The organism is Streptomyces sp. NPDC047982 (assembly GCF_043204165.1).
Lineage (GTDB): Bacteria > Actinomycetota > Actinomycetes > Streptomycetales > Streptomycetaceae > Streptomyces.
Genome location: NZ_JBIDBS010000023.1, coordinates 73,218 through 89,008 on the forward strand (window position 1 = coordinate 73,218; position 15,791 = coordinate 89,008).

General features: G+C 70.9%; 16 protein-coding genes and 1 pseudogene. 9 read left to right on the forward strand and 8 right to left on the reverse strand.

Going from position 1 to position 15,791, the window contains the following annotated elements; all coding sequences use genetic code 11:
- Window positions 1-11: 11 nt before the first annotated feature.
- A complete protein-coding gene (locus ACGF2V_RS25650; protein ID WP_362709455.1) occupies window positions 12-773 on the reverse strand; it encodes an SMI1/KNR4 family protein in 762 nt (253 codons plus the stop codon).
- A gap of 192 nt (window positions 774-965) precedes the next feature.
- On the opposite strand from ACGF2V_RS25650, the gene ACGF2V_RS25655 reads away from it, so the two are divergent.
- The 3 genes from ACGF2V_RS25655 to ACGF2V_RS25665 all read left to right on the forward strand — a co-directional run bounded on the left by ACGF2V_RS25655 (window position 966) and on the right by ACGF2V_RS25665 (window position 2,696).
- Window positions 966-1,418, forward strand: a complete 453-nt coding sequence (locus tag ACGF2V_RS25655) for a helix-turn-helix transcriptional regulator (RefSeq protein WP_362624995.1) — start codon at window positions 966-968, stop codon at window positions 1,416-1,418.
- A 27-nt stretch (window positions 1,419-1,445) separates the two neighbouring features.
- Window positions 1,446-2,195 carry a hypothetical protein gene (locus ACGF2V_RS25660; protein ID WP_362709457.1) on the forward strand — a complete coding sequence of 250 codons (750 nt, stop codon included), beginning with the start codon at window positions 1,446-1,448 and terminating at the stop codon, window positions 2,193-2,195.
- A 168-nt stretch (window positions 2,196-2,363) separates the two neighbouring features.
- Entirely contained in the window at window positions 2,364-2,696 is a 333-nt protein-coding gene (locus ACGF2V_RS25665; protein ID WP_362624999.1) for a DUF2516 family protein, read from the forward strand.
- Between the two features lie 296 nt (window positions 2,697-2,992).
- Here the strand turns inward: ACGF2V_RS25665 and ACGF2V_RS25670 are convergent.
- The 3 genes and pseudogenes from ACGF2V_RS25670 to ACGF2V_RS25680 form a co-directional block, all read right to left on the reverse strand.
- A pseudogene (locus ACGF2V_RS25670) lies at window positions 2,993-4,339 on the reverse strand (PP2C family protein-serine/threonine phosphatase); the annotation flags it as partial.
- A gap of 540 nt (window positions 4,340-4,879) precedes the next feature.
- Window positions 4,880-6,013, reverse strand: coding sequence for an NlpC/P60 family protein (locus ACGF2V_RS25675; protein ID WP_362709459.1), 1,134 nt, complete (start codon window positions 6,011-6,013; stop codon window positions 4,880-4,882).
- Window positions 6,014-6,335: 322 nt separating this feature from the next.
- Window positions 6,336-7,115 (reverse strand): class I SAM-dependent methyltransferase, encoded by a 780-nt coding sequence (locus tag ACGF2V_RS25680; protein WP_362709461.1) that lies wholly within the window; start codon window positions 7,113-7,115, stop codon window positions 6,336-6,338.
- Between the two features lie 323 nt (window positions 7,116-7,438).
- Here ACGF2V_RS25680 and mshA point away from each other — a divergent pair, with 323 nt between their 5' ends.
- Both mshA and ACGF2V_RS25690 read left to right on the forward strand, forming a co-directional pair.
- Window positions 7,439-8,791, forward strand: a complete 1,353-nt coding sequence (mshA, locus tag ACGF2V_RS25685; protein ID WP_362625007.1) for a D-inositol-3-phosphate glycosyltransferase — start codon at window positions 7,439-7,441, stop codon at window positions 8,789-8,791.
- Window positions 8,792-9,063: 272 nt separating this feature from the next.
- The gene (locus ACGF2V_RS25690; RefSeq protein ID WP_362709509.1) at window positions 9,064-9,537 is read left to right on the forward strand and encodes a YbjN domain-containing protein; all 474 of its coding nucleotides are present in this window, start codon (window positions 9,064-9,066) and stop codon (window positions 9,535-9,537) included.
- Between the two features lie 74 nt (window positions 9,538-9,611).
- Here the strand turns inward: ACGF2V_RS25690 and ACGF2V_RS25695 are convergent, their stop codons facing one another.
- Window positions 9,612-9,965, reverse strand: coding sequence for a hypothetical protein (locus ACGF2V_RS25695; protein ID WP_362709463.1), 354 nt, complete (start codon window positions 9,963-9,965; stop codon window positions 9,612-9,614).
- A gap of 208 nt (window positions 9,966-10,173) precedes the next feature.
- Between ACGF2V_RS25695 and ACGF2V_RS25700 the strand changes: the two genes are divergently transcribed.
- Entirely contained in the window at window positions 10,174-10,956 is a 783-nt protein-coding gene (locus ACGF2V_RS25700; RefSeq protein WP_362709466.1) for a hypothetical protein, read from the forward strand.
- Between the two features lie 100 nt (window positions 10,957-11,056).
- Here ACGF2V_RS25700 and ACGF2V_RS25705 read toward each other — a convergent pair whose 3' ends face one another.
- Together ACGF2V_RS25705 and ACGF2V_RS25710 are read right to left on the reverse strand one after the other, a co-directional pair.
- Window positions 11,057-11,299 carry a hypothetical protein gene (locus ACGF2V_RS25705; RefSeq protein ID WP_362625011.1) on the reverse strand — a complete coding sequence of 81 codons (243 nt, stop codon included), beginning with the start codon at window positions 11,297-11,299 and terminating at the stop codon, window positions 11,057-11,059.
- Window positions 11,296-11,544 carry a hypothetical protein gene (locus ACGF2V_RS25710; protein WP_073789286.1) on the reverse strand — a complete coding sequence of 83 codons (249 nt, stop codon included), beginning with the start codon at window positions 11,542-11,544 and terminating at the stop codon, window positions 11,296-11,298. Before ACGF2V_RS25710 ends, ACGF2V_RS25705 begins: the two co-directional genes overlap by 4 nt.
- 177 nt (window positions 11,545-11,721) lie before the next feature.
- On the opposite strand from ACGF2V_RS25710, the gene ACGF2V_RS25715 reads away from it, so the two are divergent.
- Window positions 11,722-12,318: an AAA family ATPase gene (locus ACGF2V_RS25715; RefSeq protein WP_362709469.1), complete on the forward strand. Its 597-nt coding sequence runs from the start codon at window positions 11,722-11,724 to the stop codon at window positions 12,316-12,318.
- Window positions 12,319-12,529: 211 nt separating this feature from the next.
- The gene (locus ACGF2V_RS25720; RefSeq protein WP_362625015.1) at window positions 12,530-12,913 is read left to right on the forward strand and encodes a hypothetical protein; all 384 of its coding nucleotides are present in this window, start codon (window positions 12,530-12,532) and stop codon (window positions 12,911-12,913) included.
- Between the two features lie 128 nt (window positions 12,914-13,041).
- Here ACGF2V_RS25720 and ACGF2V_RS25725 read toward each other — a convergent pair whose 3' ends face one another.
- Window positions 13,042-13,803 carry a phosphoglyceromutase gene (locus ACGF2V_RS25725; protein ID WP_073789283.1) on the reverse strand — a complete coding sequence of 254 codons (762 nt, stop codon included), beginning with the start codon at window positions 13,801-13,803 and terminating at the stop codon, window positions 13,042-13,044.
- A 297-nt stretch (window positions 13,804-14,100) separates the two neighbouring features.
- Between ACGF2V_RS25725 and ACGF2V_RS25730 the strand changes: the two genes are divergently transcribed.
- Window positions 14,101-15,522 carry an MFS transporter gene (locus tag ACGF2V_RS25730; RefSeq protein ID WP_362709473.1) on the forward strand — a complete coding sequence of 474 codons (1,422 nt, stop codon included), beginning with the start codon at window positions 14,101-14,103 and terminating at the stop codon, window positions 15,520-15,522.
- The last annotated feature ends 269 nt before the right edge of the window (window positions 15,523-15,791 follow it).

The following is a 15,791-nucleotide window of genomic DNA, read 5'->3' on the forward strand; positions in this document are numbered from 1 at the left end:
CCCTCGGATGCCTAGAAAGGCAGTTCGTCGGCTTCCAACGGCTCTGAGTACTTACGTACCCAGTGGCCGGGGAGGGCGGCGCAGAGCGACTCCAGGTCGGCGAACGTACTTCCCCGAACGTGCAGCCAGCTGTGGTCACTCAGTCCGTCGAGCCGCAAGAGCTTCCCTGGCGCGGAAAACCAGCACACGGGTGACTCTTCCTTCCCCGTCCACATCGGGTACTCGGGAAACTCCACCGGCGCGAACCGACTCGGCAGCTCTCGAATCAGGCTGGCGGGAAGTTCGCAGGCGTTGTAGAGCCGTCCTTCGCTGCCAAGCAGCGTCTCGCTGAGTACGAGCTCGACACAGGCCAGGGAGACCCGCTCCAGGTAGCGGACCCAACCATCCCGTGACTGGACGAACACCGGCGGATCGTCCTGACCGAAGTCCCGCAGCCGCACTCCCCAGAAAGCGCATCCCTGGTTCTCGCTGCGGAAGACGAGCACTCCACCGAACTCGTCGTGCACGAACAGCTCGGCAGGGCGCAGCAGCGGGTCCTGGTTGCCGGTGAGGTCGTGACGCGTACCGAGAAGCGAGTACGCCTCGCGCAACGCGGTCGGCAGCGCGAGCCCCAGCATCTCCTCGGCTCGCTCCAGCTCCTCCGCTCGCGTACCCGCGCCGTCGACGAGCGGCTCCGCCCACGCTGCGGCAAAGTCCCGAACGAAGGCCCAGGCTCGCGCCCTGTCGGGTATCCCACCGCGCAGAGCTTGAGCCACATCGAACGCGTCAACCATGCGGTGGACCGTACAGGCCGGCCAGCTTCGCCGGGACTCCGCCAGGTCGTTTGCCAGAACCACTGGGACTCGCCACATCTACTGAGAACGGACACCCGTACTCGCGGTAGCGGCGCAATGCACTTTTACAGGCGGATGCACTTTTGCAAGCGAGCGCTTGCAAAAGTTAGCGAAGCGGTGCACCATCGGGGTATGGCATCGCTCAACGTCGGCAATCTCGGTGAGTACCTGCGCGAGCAGCGGCGCAACGCGCAGTTGTCGTTGCGGCAGCTCGCCGATGCCGCCGGGGTGTCCAACCCCTACCTCAGCCAGATCGAGCGCGGGCTGCGCAAGCCGAGCGCCGAGGTCCTGCAGCAGGTCGCCAAGGCGCTGCGGATCTCCGCCGAGACCCTGTACGTACGGGCCGGGATTCTGGAGGAGCGGGAGCGGGAGGAGTCGGAGACGCGGGCGGCGATTCTGTCCGATCCGTCCATCAACGAGCGGCAGAAGAGCGTGTTGCTGCAGATCTACGACGCCTTTCGCAAGGAGAACGGGTTCGAGCCCGGACCTGGATCCGGTGACGGCGCCGACGGCCCCCATACGGCCGACGACGGGGAGGACGCCGGCCCGGCTTCGACGTCAAAGCCTTCAAAACCCTCACACTGAGTCTGATGATCCGGGAGGACCACAGTCATGGCCATCACCGATGACCTGCGCAAGACCCTCACCGACCCGACCCCCCTCTACTTCGCCGCCGGTACGGCCGATCTCGCCGTGGAGCAGGCGCGCAAGGTCCCGGCACTGATCGAGCAGCTGCGTGCCGAGGCGCCGGAGCGCATCGAGGCGATGCGCAACACCGATCCCAAGGCCGTGCAGGAGAAGGTGGCCGCTCAGGCCAAGGAAGCACAGGCCACCGTGCAGGCCAAGGTCGGCGAGGTGATCGGGGCGTTCGACAGCGATCTGCGGAAGCTGGGCGAGAGCGCCCAGGACCTCGCGCTGCGCAGCCTGGGCGTGGCGGCGGAGTACGCGGTGCGGGCGCGGGAGACGTACGAGAAGGTCGCCGAGCGTGGCGAGCGGACCGTGCGGAACTGGCGGGGCGAGACGGCTGACGAGATCGTCGAGATCGCCGCCGTCGTCGAGCCGCGCAAGGAGTCCGGGCCGGCCGGGACCAAGGCGTCCAGGAACAAGGCGACCGGGACCGGGTCTACGGGCGCCAGGCCGGCCGGTACCGCTTCGGCGGGGACGAGGCCCGCAGGGACCAGGTCCGCCGGGCCCGCGGGCGCTTCGCGGACGACGCCGGTCGGCGGGCCGGGACAGGCCAAGGCGGCGCCCGCCCCGAAGGCCGCCGGGGCGGAGGGCAAGGCTCCGGCCACGCCCGCCGCCAAGAAGGCGCCCGCGCGCAAGCCCGCCGCGAAGCGGACGAACCCGCCGACCGCCAAGTAGGGCCTCCGGCGCGAAGCAGAACCCCCGGTGCCACGGGGCCGCAGGCCGCGGCACCGTGGCACCGCCGCGTGTACCGGCGGCCGGGGCGGGCATTTTTCGGGGTACCCGGCTCGTTGCCCCGGTACCTTGGCCGCGAGGGGCTCATCCATCGACTAGGCGGTGCACTCCATGTTGCTCACAGGATTCAGCACACTCATCTGGCTGCTCTACATGGCCATGCTCGTCCTGGCCGTGGTCGCGCTGGTCATGGCTGCGATGGCCCGCGAGGACGCCTACCGGGCCGCGGACAAGCAGCAGAAGTCCTTCTGGCTCATCATCCTCGGTGTCACCGTCGCCGTGAACCTCTTCGTGCCGATGCTCTTCCTCCAGCTCGCCGGCCTGGTCGCCTCCATCGTGTTCCTGGTGGACGTGCGGCCCGCGCTCAGGGCGGTCTCGGGCGGTGGCCGGCGCGGCGGTTCCAGCAGCGACGGACCGTACGGGCCCTACAACGGCGGGCGCTGACCCGACGCGGCGCCCGCCGCGTTCGTGGGTGAAGCCGATCCGGGGCGGGGATGCGGGATGCTCAGGCCCGGGCCCCCGCCCTCGTGCGGGCCCCTGCCCCCGTTCGTGCACAGGCCACTGTTCGGATTCCGGCCGCCGTTCGGGCTCGGGCCACTGTTCGGATTCCGGCCGCCGTCCGGATCCCAGCCGTTTTCGGTACTCCGGCCGTTTTCGGTACTCCGGTCGGTGTCGGTACTCCGGTCGGTGTCGGTACTTCGGTCGGTGTCGGTACTTCGGTCGGCGTACGGGGCGGGGCCCCGAACGGTGTGCGTGCCCTTGCCGGAGCCCGCGTACCGGCGGATCCGTTCCTGGTCGCGGTCGAGCAGCAGGACGGCAACGTCGTCGGTGAGTTCGCCGCCGTTCAGCTGCCGTACGCGGGTGACCGCGGCCTCCAGCAGATCCTCGCCGGCGAGTCCCTCCGCCAGCTGCTGGTTGATCATCGCGACCATGCCGTCCTGGCCGAGCCGTCGGGTGCCGTCGCCGACACGCCCTTCGATCAGCCCGTCCGTGTACATCATCAGGCTCCAGGAGCCGCCGAGGTCCACCTGCCGCCGCGGCCACCGGGCACGCGGCAGCAGACCCAGCGCCGGTCCGCCGTCCTCGTAGGGGAGCAGCCGCGCTGCTCGTCCGTGCCGGGCGAGCAGCGGGGCGGGGTGGCCCGCGAGGCAGAGACCGGCGCTTCGGCCGTCGGGGGCGATGTCGACGGTGCACAGCGTCGCGAAGACCTCCTCGCTCTGCCGTTCGTGCTGCAGGACCTGCTGGAGCGTGGCGAGCAGTTCGTCGCCGCAGAGCCCGGCGAGGATCAACGCCCGCCACGCTATGCGCAGTTCGACGCCGAGCGCCGCTTCGTCCGGGCCGTGGCCGCAGACGTCACCGATCATCGCGTGCACGGTTCCGTCGGGGGTACGGACCGTGTCGTAGAAATCGCCGCCGAGCAGCGCGCGGCTGCGGCCGGGGCGGTAACGGGCCGCGAAGCGCAGGTCGGATCCCCCGAGCAGCGGAGTGGGGAGGAGACCGCGTTCGAGGCGGGCGTTCTCCTGGGCGTGCAGCCGGGACTCGGTGAGCTGGCGCTGTGCGAGGTCCGCTCGCTTGCGTTCGACGGCGTACCGGATAGCGCGGCTGAGCAGCCGTCCGTCGAGTTCGCCGCGGAAGAGGTAGTCCTGGGCGCCGACACGTACCGCCTCGGCAGCCAGCTCGGTGTCGTCCCGCGCGGTAAGGGCGAGGACTGCGTGGCGCGGGGCGAGCCGCAGGACGTGCCGCAGCGTGGCGAGCGCGGCCGCGGCCTCCGCTGGTCGCGTCGCTCCTTGGGCGGACCCGGCTGTCTCCCGGACGCTGCCGGTGCGGGCGGTGCGTGACTCGGCACCGGTCGGCAGGGCCAGGTCCAGCAGGATGCAGTCCACGTCGTCCGTGAGGAGCCGGTCCGCCTCGGTCAGGTTGCGGGCTGTACGGACACGTATCCGGGTGCCCGCCGAGGCCGGGAGTTCGGGAACGGTGAAGGTGCCCGCGGGGTCGTCCTCGATCACCAGCAGGGTGAGGGTGAGGTCGGTGCCGGGGGAGGTCTCCGCAGGGAGAGGGGTGTGCTCCTGCGGTACGGGTACGGGCATCGGCTCGGGTTTCCTTCCCTCCCCCCCGAGGGTGCGGCGGGACGACGAACGACGAACCGCCAGACGGGGACGATAGCGGGCGGCGGCGGGGAAACGGAATGGCGTACCGCGACCGCCCGCCGTCATGCGCCGGCCATGGGCCCGGTGATGCACCGGGCCGCCAGCCGTGTCCGCCCGGGTATATGCCGCCGTCCGGCCGCGGATCCGGCGGGAAGCGCCGGGTCAGGGGCCGAGGGACGGGCGACCGGGCATGAGAAAGCTCACGCGGGCGCGGCCGTGGCGCGTGTCACTGCCAGGGGCGTGGGCCCCGACGAGTGCGTCACCGGGGTGAGGTGGGTCACGACGGTGAGGCGAGCCGCTCAGGAACGGCGGGGCGCTCGGCCGGTGGACCGCTTCGGCGTGACGGGGCCCTCCGGTGTGACGGGGGCCCCACGCAGGACAGGGCGCTCGGGCGGGGCAGGGCCCCCACACGGGGCAGGGCGATCGTGCGGGGCCGGAACACTTGATGCCGAGCCCGGCGCGTGGAAAGAGGTGGCGTTCCTACTTGTCCGGGCGGACCACGCCGAGTATCCGCATCGAACCCGCCCCCGCCAGTGTGACGTCGCGGCCGGGGCGCGGGGCGTGGACGATGGCGCCGTCGCCGATGTACATCCCCACGTGGCTGGCGTCGTCGTGGTAGATGATCAGGTCACCGGGGCGCATGTCCTTGATGGCGATGCGCGGCAGCAGCCGCCACTGTTCCTGTGAGGTGCGCGGGATCGGCCGACCGGCCGCGGCCCACGCCTGCGACGTCAGCCCCGAGCAGTCGTAGGAGTCGGGGCCCTCGGCGCCCCACACGTACGGCTTGCCGATCTGCGAGGTCGCGAAGGCCACCGCCCTCTTTCCGCTCTCGCTCGCCTCGCGGTTGATGTCCTTCAGAGCGCCCGAGCCGAGCCAGGCCGTCTGCATCTTGTACGCGGCCTCCCGCTCCAGCTTGAGCAGCCGCGCGCGCTCGTCCTTCTCAAGCCGGGATTCGAGCTTCTTCGCCGCCGCTATCTGTTCCTTGATCTTCTTCTTGGCCTCGGCCTGCTTGAGGCGGCTGGCTTCGAGCTTCTCCCAGTTGGCGCTCGCGTCCTTGCTGTACGTCTCCAGGTTCTGCTGGGTCCTGTTCAGTTCACCGAGGACGCCGCGGGCGGCCTGCTGGCCCTCCCGGATCCGGCTCACTCCGTCCAGGAACAGCTGTGGATCGTCGCTCAGCATGAACTGCGCCCCGGGCGGCAGCCCGCCGCTGCGGTACTGCTCACGGGCTTGGGCACCCGCCTGGCTCTTGAGTTCGGTGATCTTCGCCCGGCCCGCGACGATGGCCCGGGCCAGTCTGACGATCTCGTCGGACTGCTTCTTGGCCTTCTCGGCGGCGAGGTTGTACGCGTCGGTGGCCGCGCCCGCCTTGTGGTAGAGGGCCTCGATCTCCTTGCGTACCTCTTCGAGGCTCTTCTTCTTCGGCTTCGGCGCCTTCGGCGGCTTCTTCGCCTTCGCCCCGGTTTTGGTGCCGGTGAGGCTTTCGGAGTCCGATGCGTGCCGCGATGCGGTGGGGGACGGCGGCGAGGGCGCGGCGAACGCCTCGACCGGCGCGGTCAGCACGGTCAGTGCACAGACCAGAGTGATCGCGGCTGTGGCGCAGTGACGTCGTTTCACGTGGTCCCCCTCCGAAAACACATGATTAACCGTCAGTAACTATTGGTCGCTGGCGTGATCGTGCCATGTCGTACCGAAAAGCAACAGAGGACCACGCGCGCTGTTGCGGGATCGCGCGGGTTGGCCGACGCCTCGGTGCGCGCCGGAGCCACCGGCGCGCAGGCCGGTGCGCGCCGACCCTGGCTCACGACGTGTCAGGGCTCCGGGGCGGTGCCTGTCAGGGGCCCTGGCTCAGTACCTGTCCGAGAGCCCGGCTCAGTACTTGTCGGGGTACTTGTCGGGCGTCTCGGCACCTGTCGGGGCCGACGGCTCAGTACGCGGCTCAGTACGCGTCGGGCCGGAGCGCGGCCCACCGCACCGTGACCTCGCCCTGGCGCCAGCGTCGTACCCCGTCCGCCAGCGGCCAGTCGGCAGACAGCGCCCGTACCGCCGTGATCCAGCGCTGCCGGGCGCCGAGCGCGGCGTACGGGGCGGCCGCGGCCCACGCCCGGTCGAAGTCGCGCAGGAAGGCATGGACCGGTTCGCCCGGCACGTTGCGGTGGATCAGGGCCTTGGGCAGGCGTTCCGCCAGGTCGGAGGGGCGGTCCAGGGACCCGAGCCGGGTCGCGAACGTCACCGTGCGCGGCCCCTCGGGTCCGAGCGCCACCCACACGTGCCGGCGGCCGATCTCGTCGCAGGTCCCTTCCACCAGCAGCCCGCCCGGCGCGAGGCGAGCGCACAGCCGGCGCCAGACCTCCGCCACCTCGCCCTCGTCGTACTGGCGCAGCACGTTCGCCGCCCGGATGAGGTCGGGGCGGCGGGGGACCGGGATCTCGAAGCCGCCGTGCAGAAAGGTGAGGCCCTCACGCTCGTACGGCTTCGCCGCCGCGACCCGTTCCGGATCGATCTCGATGCCGGCCACCTCGGTGCGCGGTTCGGCGGTGCGCAGGCGCTGGAGCAACTCGACGGCGGTCCAGGGAGCGGCCCCGTACCCGAGATCGATGGCGAGGGGGGCGCCGGAGCGGTGCAGGGCCGGGCCGTGGGTGGCGGCGATCCAGCGGTCCATGCGGCGGAGCCGGTTCGGGTTGGTGGTCCCGCGGGTCGCGGTGCCGATGGGGCGCATGGCAACGAGCGTAACGACCGCGGGGTGGTGGACAGCGGGGCGGTGGGAACGGCCGGGAGGCTGACGGCGGGGCAGCCGGCAGCTGACGGCCGGGTGGGTGGACGGGGGAGTGGGAGGCGGCGCACGCGTCGAGCCCGCGTGGCCCGTGGCCCGTGGCCTGTGGCCCGTGCCCCGTGGCCTGTGGCCTGTGGCGCGGATTCCGCGCGGCGATGTTCGTAATGATTTGGTAAAGCGGAAATGAAAGGAGAGGTTCCGCTGTTTTCGCCCGCGGGAGGGGCTCGGGTCCCTCCGTGACGCGCCCTGAGTGAGGAGGACCGGACGGCGTGAGTCAGTACGTCTCCCGGCTCGGCAGCAGTCGTGTGGCGCCGCGTCTCAGGTTCCCCGCGGCCTTCCCCGGCGGTCACCGCAAGCCGCGCCGTATCGCGATGCTCTCCGTGCACACCTCGCCCCTGCACCAGCCCGGCACGGGCGACGCGGGCGGCATGAACGTCTACATCGTGGAGCTGGCCAGGCGCCTGGCCGCGATCAACATCGAGGTCGAGATCTTCACCCGGTCCACCACCGGCGGACTGCCCCCGGCGGTCGATCTGGCGCCCGGCGTCCTCGTCCGGCACGTCGACGCGGGGCCGTACGAAGGACTTGCCAAGGAGGAGCTGCCCGCCCAGCTCTGCGCCTTCACGCATGGTGTCATGCAGGCGTGGGCCGGTCAGCGTCCCGGCTACTACGACCTGGTCCACTCCCACTACTGGCTCTCCGGTCATGTCGGCTGGCTCGCCGCCCAGCGCTGGGGCGTTCCGCTCGTCCACGCCATGCACACCATGGCCAAGGTCAAAAACGCGGCGCTCGCGGAGGGCGACACCCCGGAGCCCGCCGCGCGCGTCATCGGCGAGACCCAGATCGTCGACGCGGCCGACCGGCTGATCGCCAACACCTCCGAGGAGGCGGACGAACTGGTCCGCTTCTACGCGGCCGACCCCGGTTCCGTCGCCGTCGTCCACCCCGGAGTCAACCTGGACTGCTTCAGCCCTGCCGACGGGCGCGCGGCGGCCCGGGCCCGGCTCGGACTGCCGCAGGACGCCCTGATCCCGCTTTTCGCGGGCCGGATCCAGCCGCTGAAGGCCCCGGACGTGCTGCTGCGGGCCGTGGCGGTGCTGCTGGACCGGGACCCCTCGCTGCGCACCCGAATGGTCGTACCGATCGTCGGCGGTCCGAGCGGCAGCGGGCTCGCCAAGCCGGAGGGGTTGCAGAAGCTGGCGGCACGGCTGGGCATCGCGGATGTCGTACGGTTCCAGCCGCCGGTGCGGCAGCACGAGCTCGCCGACTGGTTCCGGGCCGCGTCCGTACTGGTCATGCCCTCGCACAGCGAGTCCTTCGGGCTCGTCGCGGTCGAGGCGCAGGCGGCGGGCACCCCGGTCGTCGCGGCGGCCGTGGGCGGGCTCCCGGTGGCGGTGCGGGACGGGGTCAGCGGCTTCCTGATACCGGGGCACGAACCGCGGGCGTACGCGGAGGCACTGGCCCGGTTCGCGGACGCGCCGGACCTGGTCGCCCGGATGGGCGCGGCGGCGGCGGCCCACGCGCAGGGGTTCGGCTGGGACACCGCCGCGTCGGCGACCGCCGACGTGTACACGGCCGCGATGCACGCGCGCCGCCGTCGTGTTCGCTCGCACCATGGCTGACGTACGCTCGCACCATGGCTGACGTACCCGAGGAAGCAGCGACGGCTGATGCGGCGACGGCCGACGTGACGTCGCGGGCCGGGCAGCCCGAGCAGGCAGAAGAACAGGACCGGGCCGAAGTGCAGGATCGGGAAGGGCGGGACCGGGCCGGACAGCAGGACCGGCCAGGCCGCGCCGACGGAGCCGCGCAGGCCGAGCCGACGGAGACGGGGGAGAGGACGGAGACGGCGGAGACGACGGAGACGACGGAGCAGCCCACGCAGGTCGCGCGGATCATCGAGGCGACCCTGAAGGAAGCCGAGCTCGAATGGGAGAGCCCGGAACCCGGGAGTTACGTCGTCAAGCTGCCGGGCACGCGTAAGTTGTCCACCACCTGCTCGCTGCGCGTCGGCAGGCACTCCCTCTCCCTCAACGCCTTCGTCATCCGTCACCCGGACGAGAACGACGCGGCGGTCCACCGCTGGCTGCTGGAACGCAACCTCCGTCTCTTCGGCGTGAGTTACGCGATCGACGGACTCGGTGACATCTACCTCGCCGGCAAACTGCCACTATCCGTGATCACGCCGCAGGAGCTGGACCGACTGCTCGGCACGGTCCTGGAGGCCGCCGACGGCTCGTTCAACACCTTGCTGGAACTGGGTTTCGCGAGCGCGATCCGCAAGGAGTACGCGTGGCGGGTCTCGCGCGGCGAGTCCACGCGGAACCTGGAAGCGTTCACGCACCTGCTCCAACGTCCGGAACGCTGACACCCGTCCGACCACCCCACCACCCGACAGGCCGACCGGCTGGCAGCCGGCCCGATCGGTGGAACCCGCTGAGCTCAGGCCCTCGGCCGCAGCGCCGATTCCACGTCGCCCAGGGCCCAGCACTCAGGGGCGTCCGGAAGGGCCGACGCGATCACGTACGGTCCGGTCGGTGAGGCCGGGTCGAGTTCGCTGTGCAGGACACGGGGCACCGGTGCCGTACCGGCCGCGCAGGCGTAGAACTCGACCTCGTTGACCAACAGATCGCGTTCATGGCTCATCAAGGTCCCGCCGATCGCGGGCGGCGGGACCTTCGCCACCCACTCGTCGCCGTTGGTGAGGGTGACCCGGGTGACGGCGTTGAAGGTGCCTCCGGTGAGAGGCGTGCGGGTGGCGATCCGGTCCTCTGCCACACCAACCGACCGCAGCACGACAGAGGTTGTATCGTCGTTCATCATGGGTGGGTTTGCCCTTCCGTGTTGCGATTTCTGTACATCGCGGTAGCGGACAGTTCATTCACAGCGTGATCACAGCACCGTCACGATCGCGCGGCTTGCCCAATCTGATTGATCATCAAACAATTTCGCTCCTAGGGTGAGTCGAATCCGCAAGCCCCGCTCAGAGATACGGATCCGGATCATGCGACCCACCGTCATACGCCGTACCGCCCTTGCCGCCACCGCGGCGTGCGTGGCCCTCCTCGTCACCGCATGCGGCGGCCCGGACTCCGGGTCGGGATCCGGTGACAAGGGCGCGGACACCAAGGCGAAGGGGTCCGCCGCCGAGAAACCGGCCACCAAGGCGCTGACCGCAGCCGAACTGGAGAAGGCAGCACTGGTCCAGGGCGACGTCGAGGGCCACAAGATCGCCAAGGCCGCGCCCAAGGACACGATCTCCAAGGGCGACATCAAGTCCGCGAACGCGGCCTGCGCCCCGCTCGCGCATGCGCTGATGGGCGCGGAGGCCGGCGAGCCCGCGGCGTTCACCGTGCGGACGGTCGTCAGCGAGCCCAAGAAAAAGGAAGTCCTGAAGCCCGAGGAGTTGCTCAAGGCGGCGATGGACGTCACGACGACGCAGCTCGCCCTCGGCTCGTACGACGGCACGGGCGCGGCCGACTCGCTCGCCGCGCTGCGCAAGGCGGCCACCGAGTGCGCGGGCGGGTTCGAGTTCACGGCGGCCGGCGAAAAGAACAAGATCACCAAGGTGGCCGAGGCGCAGGTCACGGGCGGCGAGGAAGCGGCTGCCTGGACCGTGGAGATGGCTGCCCCCGACGGGGAGAAGATGCAGCTCAAGCTGGTGGGCATGCGTCAGGGCGCCTCGTTCGCCTCGTTCTCCTCGATGAACCTGGCCGCGATGGGCAGCGGTGGCGACTTCGAGCTGCCGACCGCGGTGGTCGAGGCGCAGGCCAAGAAGCTGGCGTAGTCGCTCGGTCCGCGGTCGCTCGGCACGTGGTCGTTCGGATCCGGGCGCGGGTCACGGACGGGCGAGGGGCGGGACGAAAGAGCCGGTCCGGTCCGGTCGTTCACGGCAGTGGGACGAGCCTCACCACCGTGACGATCAGGACCGACCCGGACACGTAATAGAGCACGATCGCCCCGGCGACCGTCGCCTCGCGGCGATCGCGCTCGCTCTTGACGGCGGTGGACCCGTGCCCGTACGGGTCCCGGCCCAGGGTGCGGGCCATCTCGTTCCGGAAGACCTCGCTGTCGCGCATCTTGGCCAGGGTGTCGTCGGCGGGCGGGGCGTAGGAGATGCGGAAACTCAAGCGACGGTCCGCCTCTCGGCCTCGTCCTGCGCAAGCCGGTCCAGGATCTTCTCGGCCTCCGGATCGGGCACGGCCTCCAGCATCCAGTGCCGCATGACCGCCTGGATCTCGCCCACCCCGGCGTCGTTGATGGCGCGGTCGAACTCCTCCCGTCTCTCCTCGGGCAACGCGGCGCGGATGGCCGGAATGCTATTGGGCACGTCGACTTCGGCGCCGCCGACGAAGGTCTTCAGGGGCTCGCCCATGGTTGCTCTCCCCGCTCTCCTTGCTCTCCGCGCACGGCCCGGCCGGGGGCCCGTACCGCACCCGCGCGGCTACGACCCCGCACGGGTGGACTCCCGCCCGCACACGGGCCGTTGCTCGGCCTCACGGTAACGCCAGGCGCCGCGGCGGAGGCGGAACCCGCGCGATATGTTCGCCCTGTGACTGGAACATCATGGGACATATTGCTGATTGGTGGGGCGTCCGGCATCGGCAAGAGCCGGCTGGCGGCCCGGCTGGCCGTTGAACATGCGGCGTTCGTGGTCGAGTTCGACGACGTGGTCAGCGCGGTCGAGGCGATGACGACGGCCGAACAACACCCCGCCGTCCACCACTTCGACGACATTCCCGACACTTCCCGGCTACCTGCCGACGAGGTGCTCGACCTTCAGATCGCCACCGCCCGCGCCCTGGAACCCGCGGTACTGGGCGTGGTCGACAACCGCCTGACCGTCGACGCCCCCGCCGTGATCGAGGGCGACTACCTCACCCCGGCCGCCGCCGCGACGGCCGTCCACCGAAGTGCGGGCTCGGGCCGCCGCGTACGGGCGGTGTTCCTGCACGAGGACGACCCGGACCGGATCACCGCCAACTACGCCTCCCGGGAGCCGGGCAGCGGCGAGCAGCGGCACCGGGCACAGGTCAGCGCGGACTACTCGCGATGGCTCGCCGACCAGGCGGGCCGGCACGGGCTGCCGGTGGTCGAGTGCCGCCCCTGGGACAGTCTTGTGGCGCGTGTGGGGCGGGCGTTGGAGTAGGGACGGAATCGCCGGGCGGCCGAAGGCATGACCGCGTGACTACCGGTCGGACCGACGTTCTCCCCGCCACCGCCACCGCCACCGCCACCGCCACGATCACGGAGCCGTGGCCCGTCTTCGTCCGCCCCGCTCGTCCGCTCGTCCGCTGGTCCGCCCGGCTCCGTCCCTTCGGTCGACCGGTGTTGTCACACCCCCGTCGTACGCTCGGACCATGAGCGTTTCCGTCTACTACAGCGCCCGTCGGGCAGAGCCATTGGCCGGTCCCGAGACCGCCGCGGTCGAGCGCGTCGTCGCTGCCCGCACGGCGTCGTTCCCGTACGACGACGAGGAGAATCTCTACCTCTACGACGTGGGTGACGACCAGGACGACGAGATCCTCAGCGGGTCCACCAAACTGCCGAGCGATCCCAGCAGATGGCTGCCGGTGGTCGCCCATGTGCTCGACTCCGTGACCGAGCTGCGCCGTGCCGTGGACGGGGCGGAGTGGCACGTGCACATGGACGACGTCGATGTCCCGTGGGATGAGCAAGAGGGGTACGTCCTGCCGGGCATGCGCGACGCGGAGCTCATAGCCGGGCTCGGCGACCTCCGCTGACTCCCGGGCGGGACGGGCCCAGGACGCGAGAGGCAAGGACCGGGACCGTTCTCGCCGGGGCCAGCCGCGTGCAACGACGAGTCCCCGTCCGCGGCGAACCGCGGACGGGGACTGTCGGAGCCCAGCGGTTACTTCTTCTTGCCCTGGTTCTTCACAGCCTCGATGGCGGCCTTCGCGGCCTCCGGGTCGAGGTAGGTGCCGCCCGGCTTCACGGGGCGGAAGTCGGCGTCCAGCTCGTAGAAGAGCGGGATGCCGGTCGGGATGTTCAGGCCCGCGATGTCGGCGTCGGAGATGCCGTCGAGGTGCTTGACGAGGGCGCGGAGGCTGTTGCCGTGGGCGGCGACCAGGACCGTGCGGCCGGCCAGGAGGTCCGGGACGATGCCGTCGTACCAGTACGGCAGCATGCGGACGACGACGTCCTTCAGGCACTCCGTGCGCGGGCGCAGCTCCGGCGGGATCGTCGCGTAGCGGGCGTCGTCGCTCTGGGAGAACTCGGTGCCGTCCTCGAGGGCGGGCGGCGGGGTGTCGTACGAGCGGCGCCAGAGCATGAACTGCTCCTCGCCGAACTCGGCGAGCGTCTGCGCCTTGTCCTTGCCCTGGAGGGCGCCGTAGTGGCGCTCGTTCAGACGCCAGGAGCGGTGGACCGGGATCCAGTGGCGGTCCGCGGACTCCAGCGCGAGCTGCGCGGTGCGGATGGCGCGCTTCTGGAGGGAGGTGTGCAGTACGTCGGGGAGCAGGCCGGCGTCCTTCAGCAGCTCACCGCCGCGGACCGCCTCCTTCTCGCCCTTCTCGGTGAGGTTGACGTCCACCCAACCGGTGAACAGGTTCTTCGCGTTCCACTCGCTCTCGCCGTGGCGGAGGAGGATCAGCTTGTACGGTGCGTCGGCCATGGCCCCGAGCGTAATCGACGCCGTACGGGCGCAGCGCGGATGGTCGCAGGGCGGACGGGCGGGGCCGGCCCAGGGGTCGGCCGGGGCGGGATCGGGCCCCTGACCAGGATCAGGAGCCGGGGGGCGGCAGGACAAGGACAGGGGGCGGTGCGGCTCGGGGCGGGACGGGAGTGCGTCGATTGACGGGGCGCGTCAATCGACTGGCGATCCGGAAGCCGGTACCCGTAATGTTCGGATCGCCGTCGAGGCTATTACCGATGGCGCTCACCGCGTCGCACTTCCCTGGGGGGATTCCGTATGTCTGTCGCCGGTCTCAGACGGGCCCTGCGGGAGTCCGTGTCCGGGCTCCCCCGGGAGTTCTGGTGGCTGTGGACCAGCACGCTGGTCAACCGTCTGGGAGCGTTCGTCGCCACGTTCATGGCGCTCTACCTCACCCTGGAGCGGGGCTACTCCGCCTCGTACGCCGGTCTGGTGGCCGCTCTGCACGGGCTCGGTGGGGTCGTGTCCGCGCTCGGGGCGGGGGTGATGACGGACCGGCTGGGGCGCCGGCCCACCATGCTGATCGCGCAGACGTCGACCGCCGTTTCCGTGGCCGTGCTCGGGTTCATGGTCGATCCGGTGGCGATCGCCGCCGTCGCCTTCGTCGTCGGCATGGCCAGCAACGCCTCGCGGCCCGCGGTCCAGGCCATGATGGCCGACATCGTCCGGCCCGAGGACCGTGTGAGGGCCTTCTCGCTCAATTACTGGGCGATCAACCTCGGCTTCGCCGTCTCGTCGGCCGGGGCCGGGTTCGTCGCCGAGTACAGCTATCTCGCCGGATTCCTGGGCGAGGCCGCGATGACGTTGGTCTGCGCCGTCGTCGTCTTCGTCAAGGTGCCCGAGTCGCGGCCCGGGCCCGAGACCCGGTCCGGGAAGGCCGCGGCGTCCGGCCGGCCCGTTGCCGACGGGGCGGATGCCGGGCGTGTGGGCGAGGTGCGGCTCTCCACCGTGCTGCGCGACGGCCGGTTCATGAGTGTCGTCGGGCTGTCCTTCGTCATCTCCCTGATCTTTCAGCAGGGGTACGTGGGGCTGCCGGTGGCCATGGGGGCGGACGGGTTCTCCAGCTCCGACTTCGGCACCGCCATCGCCGTCAACGGAGTGCTGATCGTGGTGCTCCAGATCCCGGTCACCCGCTTCATCGAGCACCGGGACCCCCGTCGGTTGCTCGTCGTGTCCGCCTTGCTGGCGGGATACGGATTCGGACTGACCGCGTTCGCCGGGTCCGTCGCCGTGTACGCGCTGACCATCTGCGTCTGGACGGTCGCCGAGATCGTCAACTCGCCGATCCAGACCGGCTTGGTCGTCCGGCTCTCTCCCGTCCAGGGCCGCGGCCGGTACCAGGGCATGTACACGATGTCCTGGTCCGCCGCGGCGCTGGTCGCGCCCCTGATGTCCGGTCAGGTCATCGACCGCTTCGGGGCGCAGTGGCTGTGGGGGGCGTGCGCGGTGCTGGGGACCGGGGCCGCGCTCGGTTACTGGCTGCTCATGCGGCACCTCCACGAGGAGCCCGTGCCGACGTCCGACGGCGGAGCCGCGGCGGCGGGTGGTCGGGCGGGGAGCAGCAGGGCCGAGAACGCCGAGAACGCCGAGCGTGCGAAGTGCGCCGAGAGCGAGGTGGGCGCGCGGAACGGGTCGTCCGCCCCGTCGGCGTCCGGGCACATGCCTGTGGAGACCGGCTGAGTACGGGCCCGCGGGACCGGCTGACGGTGTCCCGCAGCCGTACGGGCGACGAGCCGTCCTGCATGCGCAGGCGACCCATGGCGCGGCATGCGACGTGCGTACGTGACGCTTGCGGGACGACAGGCGATGGGCGATGCGTGAGGCGGACACAGGACGCGACCACAGGACATGGCACGCGCCTGCACGCGGGGCGCGAGGCGCGACGCGTGTGGGGCGCATGTGGGGCGCATGACACACGACTTATGGGGGCCGCACCCACGGCTATGACG

Bases quoted from the DNA above. Each gene is read 5' to 3' on its own strand.
- ACGF2V_RS25720 (WP_362625015.1), top strand. From the start codon at position 12,530: ATGAGCGTTTCCGTCTACTACAGCGCCCGTCGGGCAGAGCCATTGGCC.
- ACGF2V_RS25710 (WP_073789286.1), bottom strand. From the start codon at position 11,544: ATGGGCGAGCCCCTGAAGACCTTCGTCGGCGGCGCCGAAGTCGACGTG.
- ACGF2V_RS25665 (WP_362624999.1), top strand. From the start codon at position 2,364: ATGTTGCTCACAGGATTCAGCACACTCATCTGGCTGCTCTACATGGCC.
- ACGF2V_RS25680 (WP_362709461.1), bottom strand. From the start codon at position 7,115: ATGCGCCCCATCGGCACCGCGACCCGCGGGACCACCAACCCGAACCGG.
- ACGF2V_RS25725 (WP_073789283.1), bottom strand. From the start codon at position 13,803: ATGGCCGACGCACCGTACAAGCTGATCCTCCTCCGCCACGGCGAGAGC.
- ACGF2V_RS25730 (WP_362709473.1), top strand. From the start codon at position 14,101: ATGTCTGTCGCCGGTCTCAGACGGGCCCTGCGGGAGTCCGTGTCCGGG.
- ACGF2V_RS25660 (WP_362709457.1), top strand. From the start codon at position 1,446: ATGGCCATCACCGATGACCTGCGCAAGACCCTCACCGACCCGACCCCC.
- ACGF2V_RS25650 (WP_362709455.1), bottom strand. From the start codon at position 773: ATGGTTGACGCGTTCGATGTGGCTCAAGCTCTGCGCGGTGGGATACCC.
- ACGF2V_RS25655 (WP_362624995.1), top strand. From the start codon at position 966: ATGGCATCGCTCAACGTCGGCAATCTCGGTGAGTACCTGCGCGAGCAG.
- ACGF2V_RS25700 (WP_362709466.1), top strand. From the start codon at position 10,174: ATGCGACCCACCGTCATACGCCGTACCGCCCTTGCCGCCACCGCGGCG.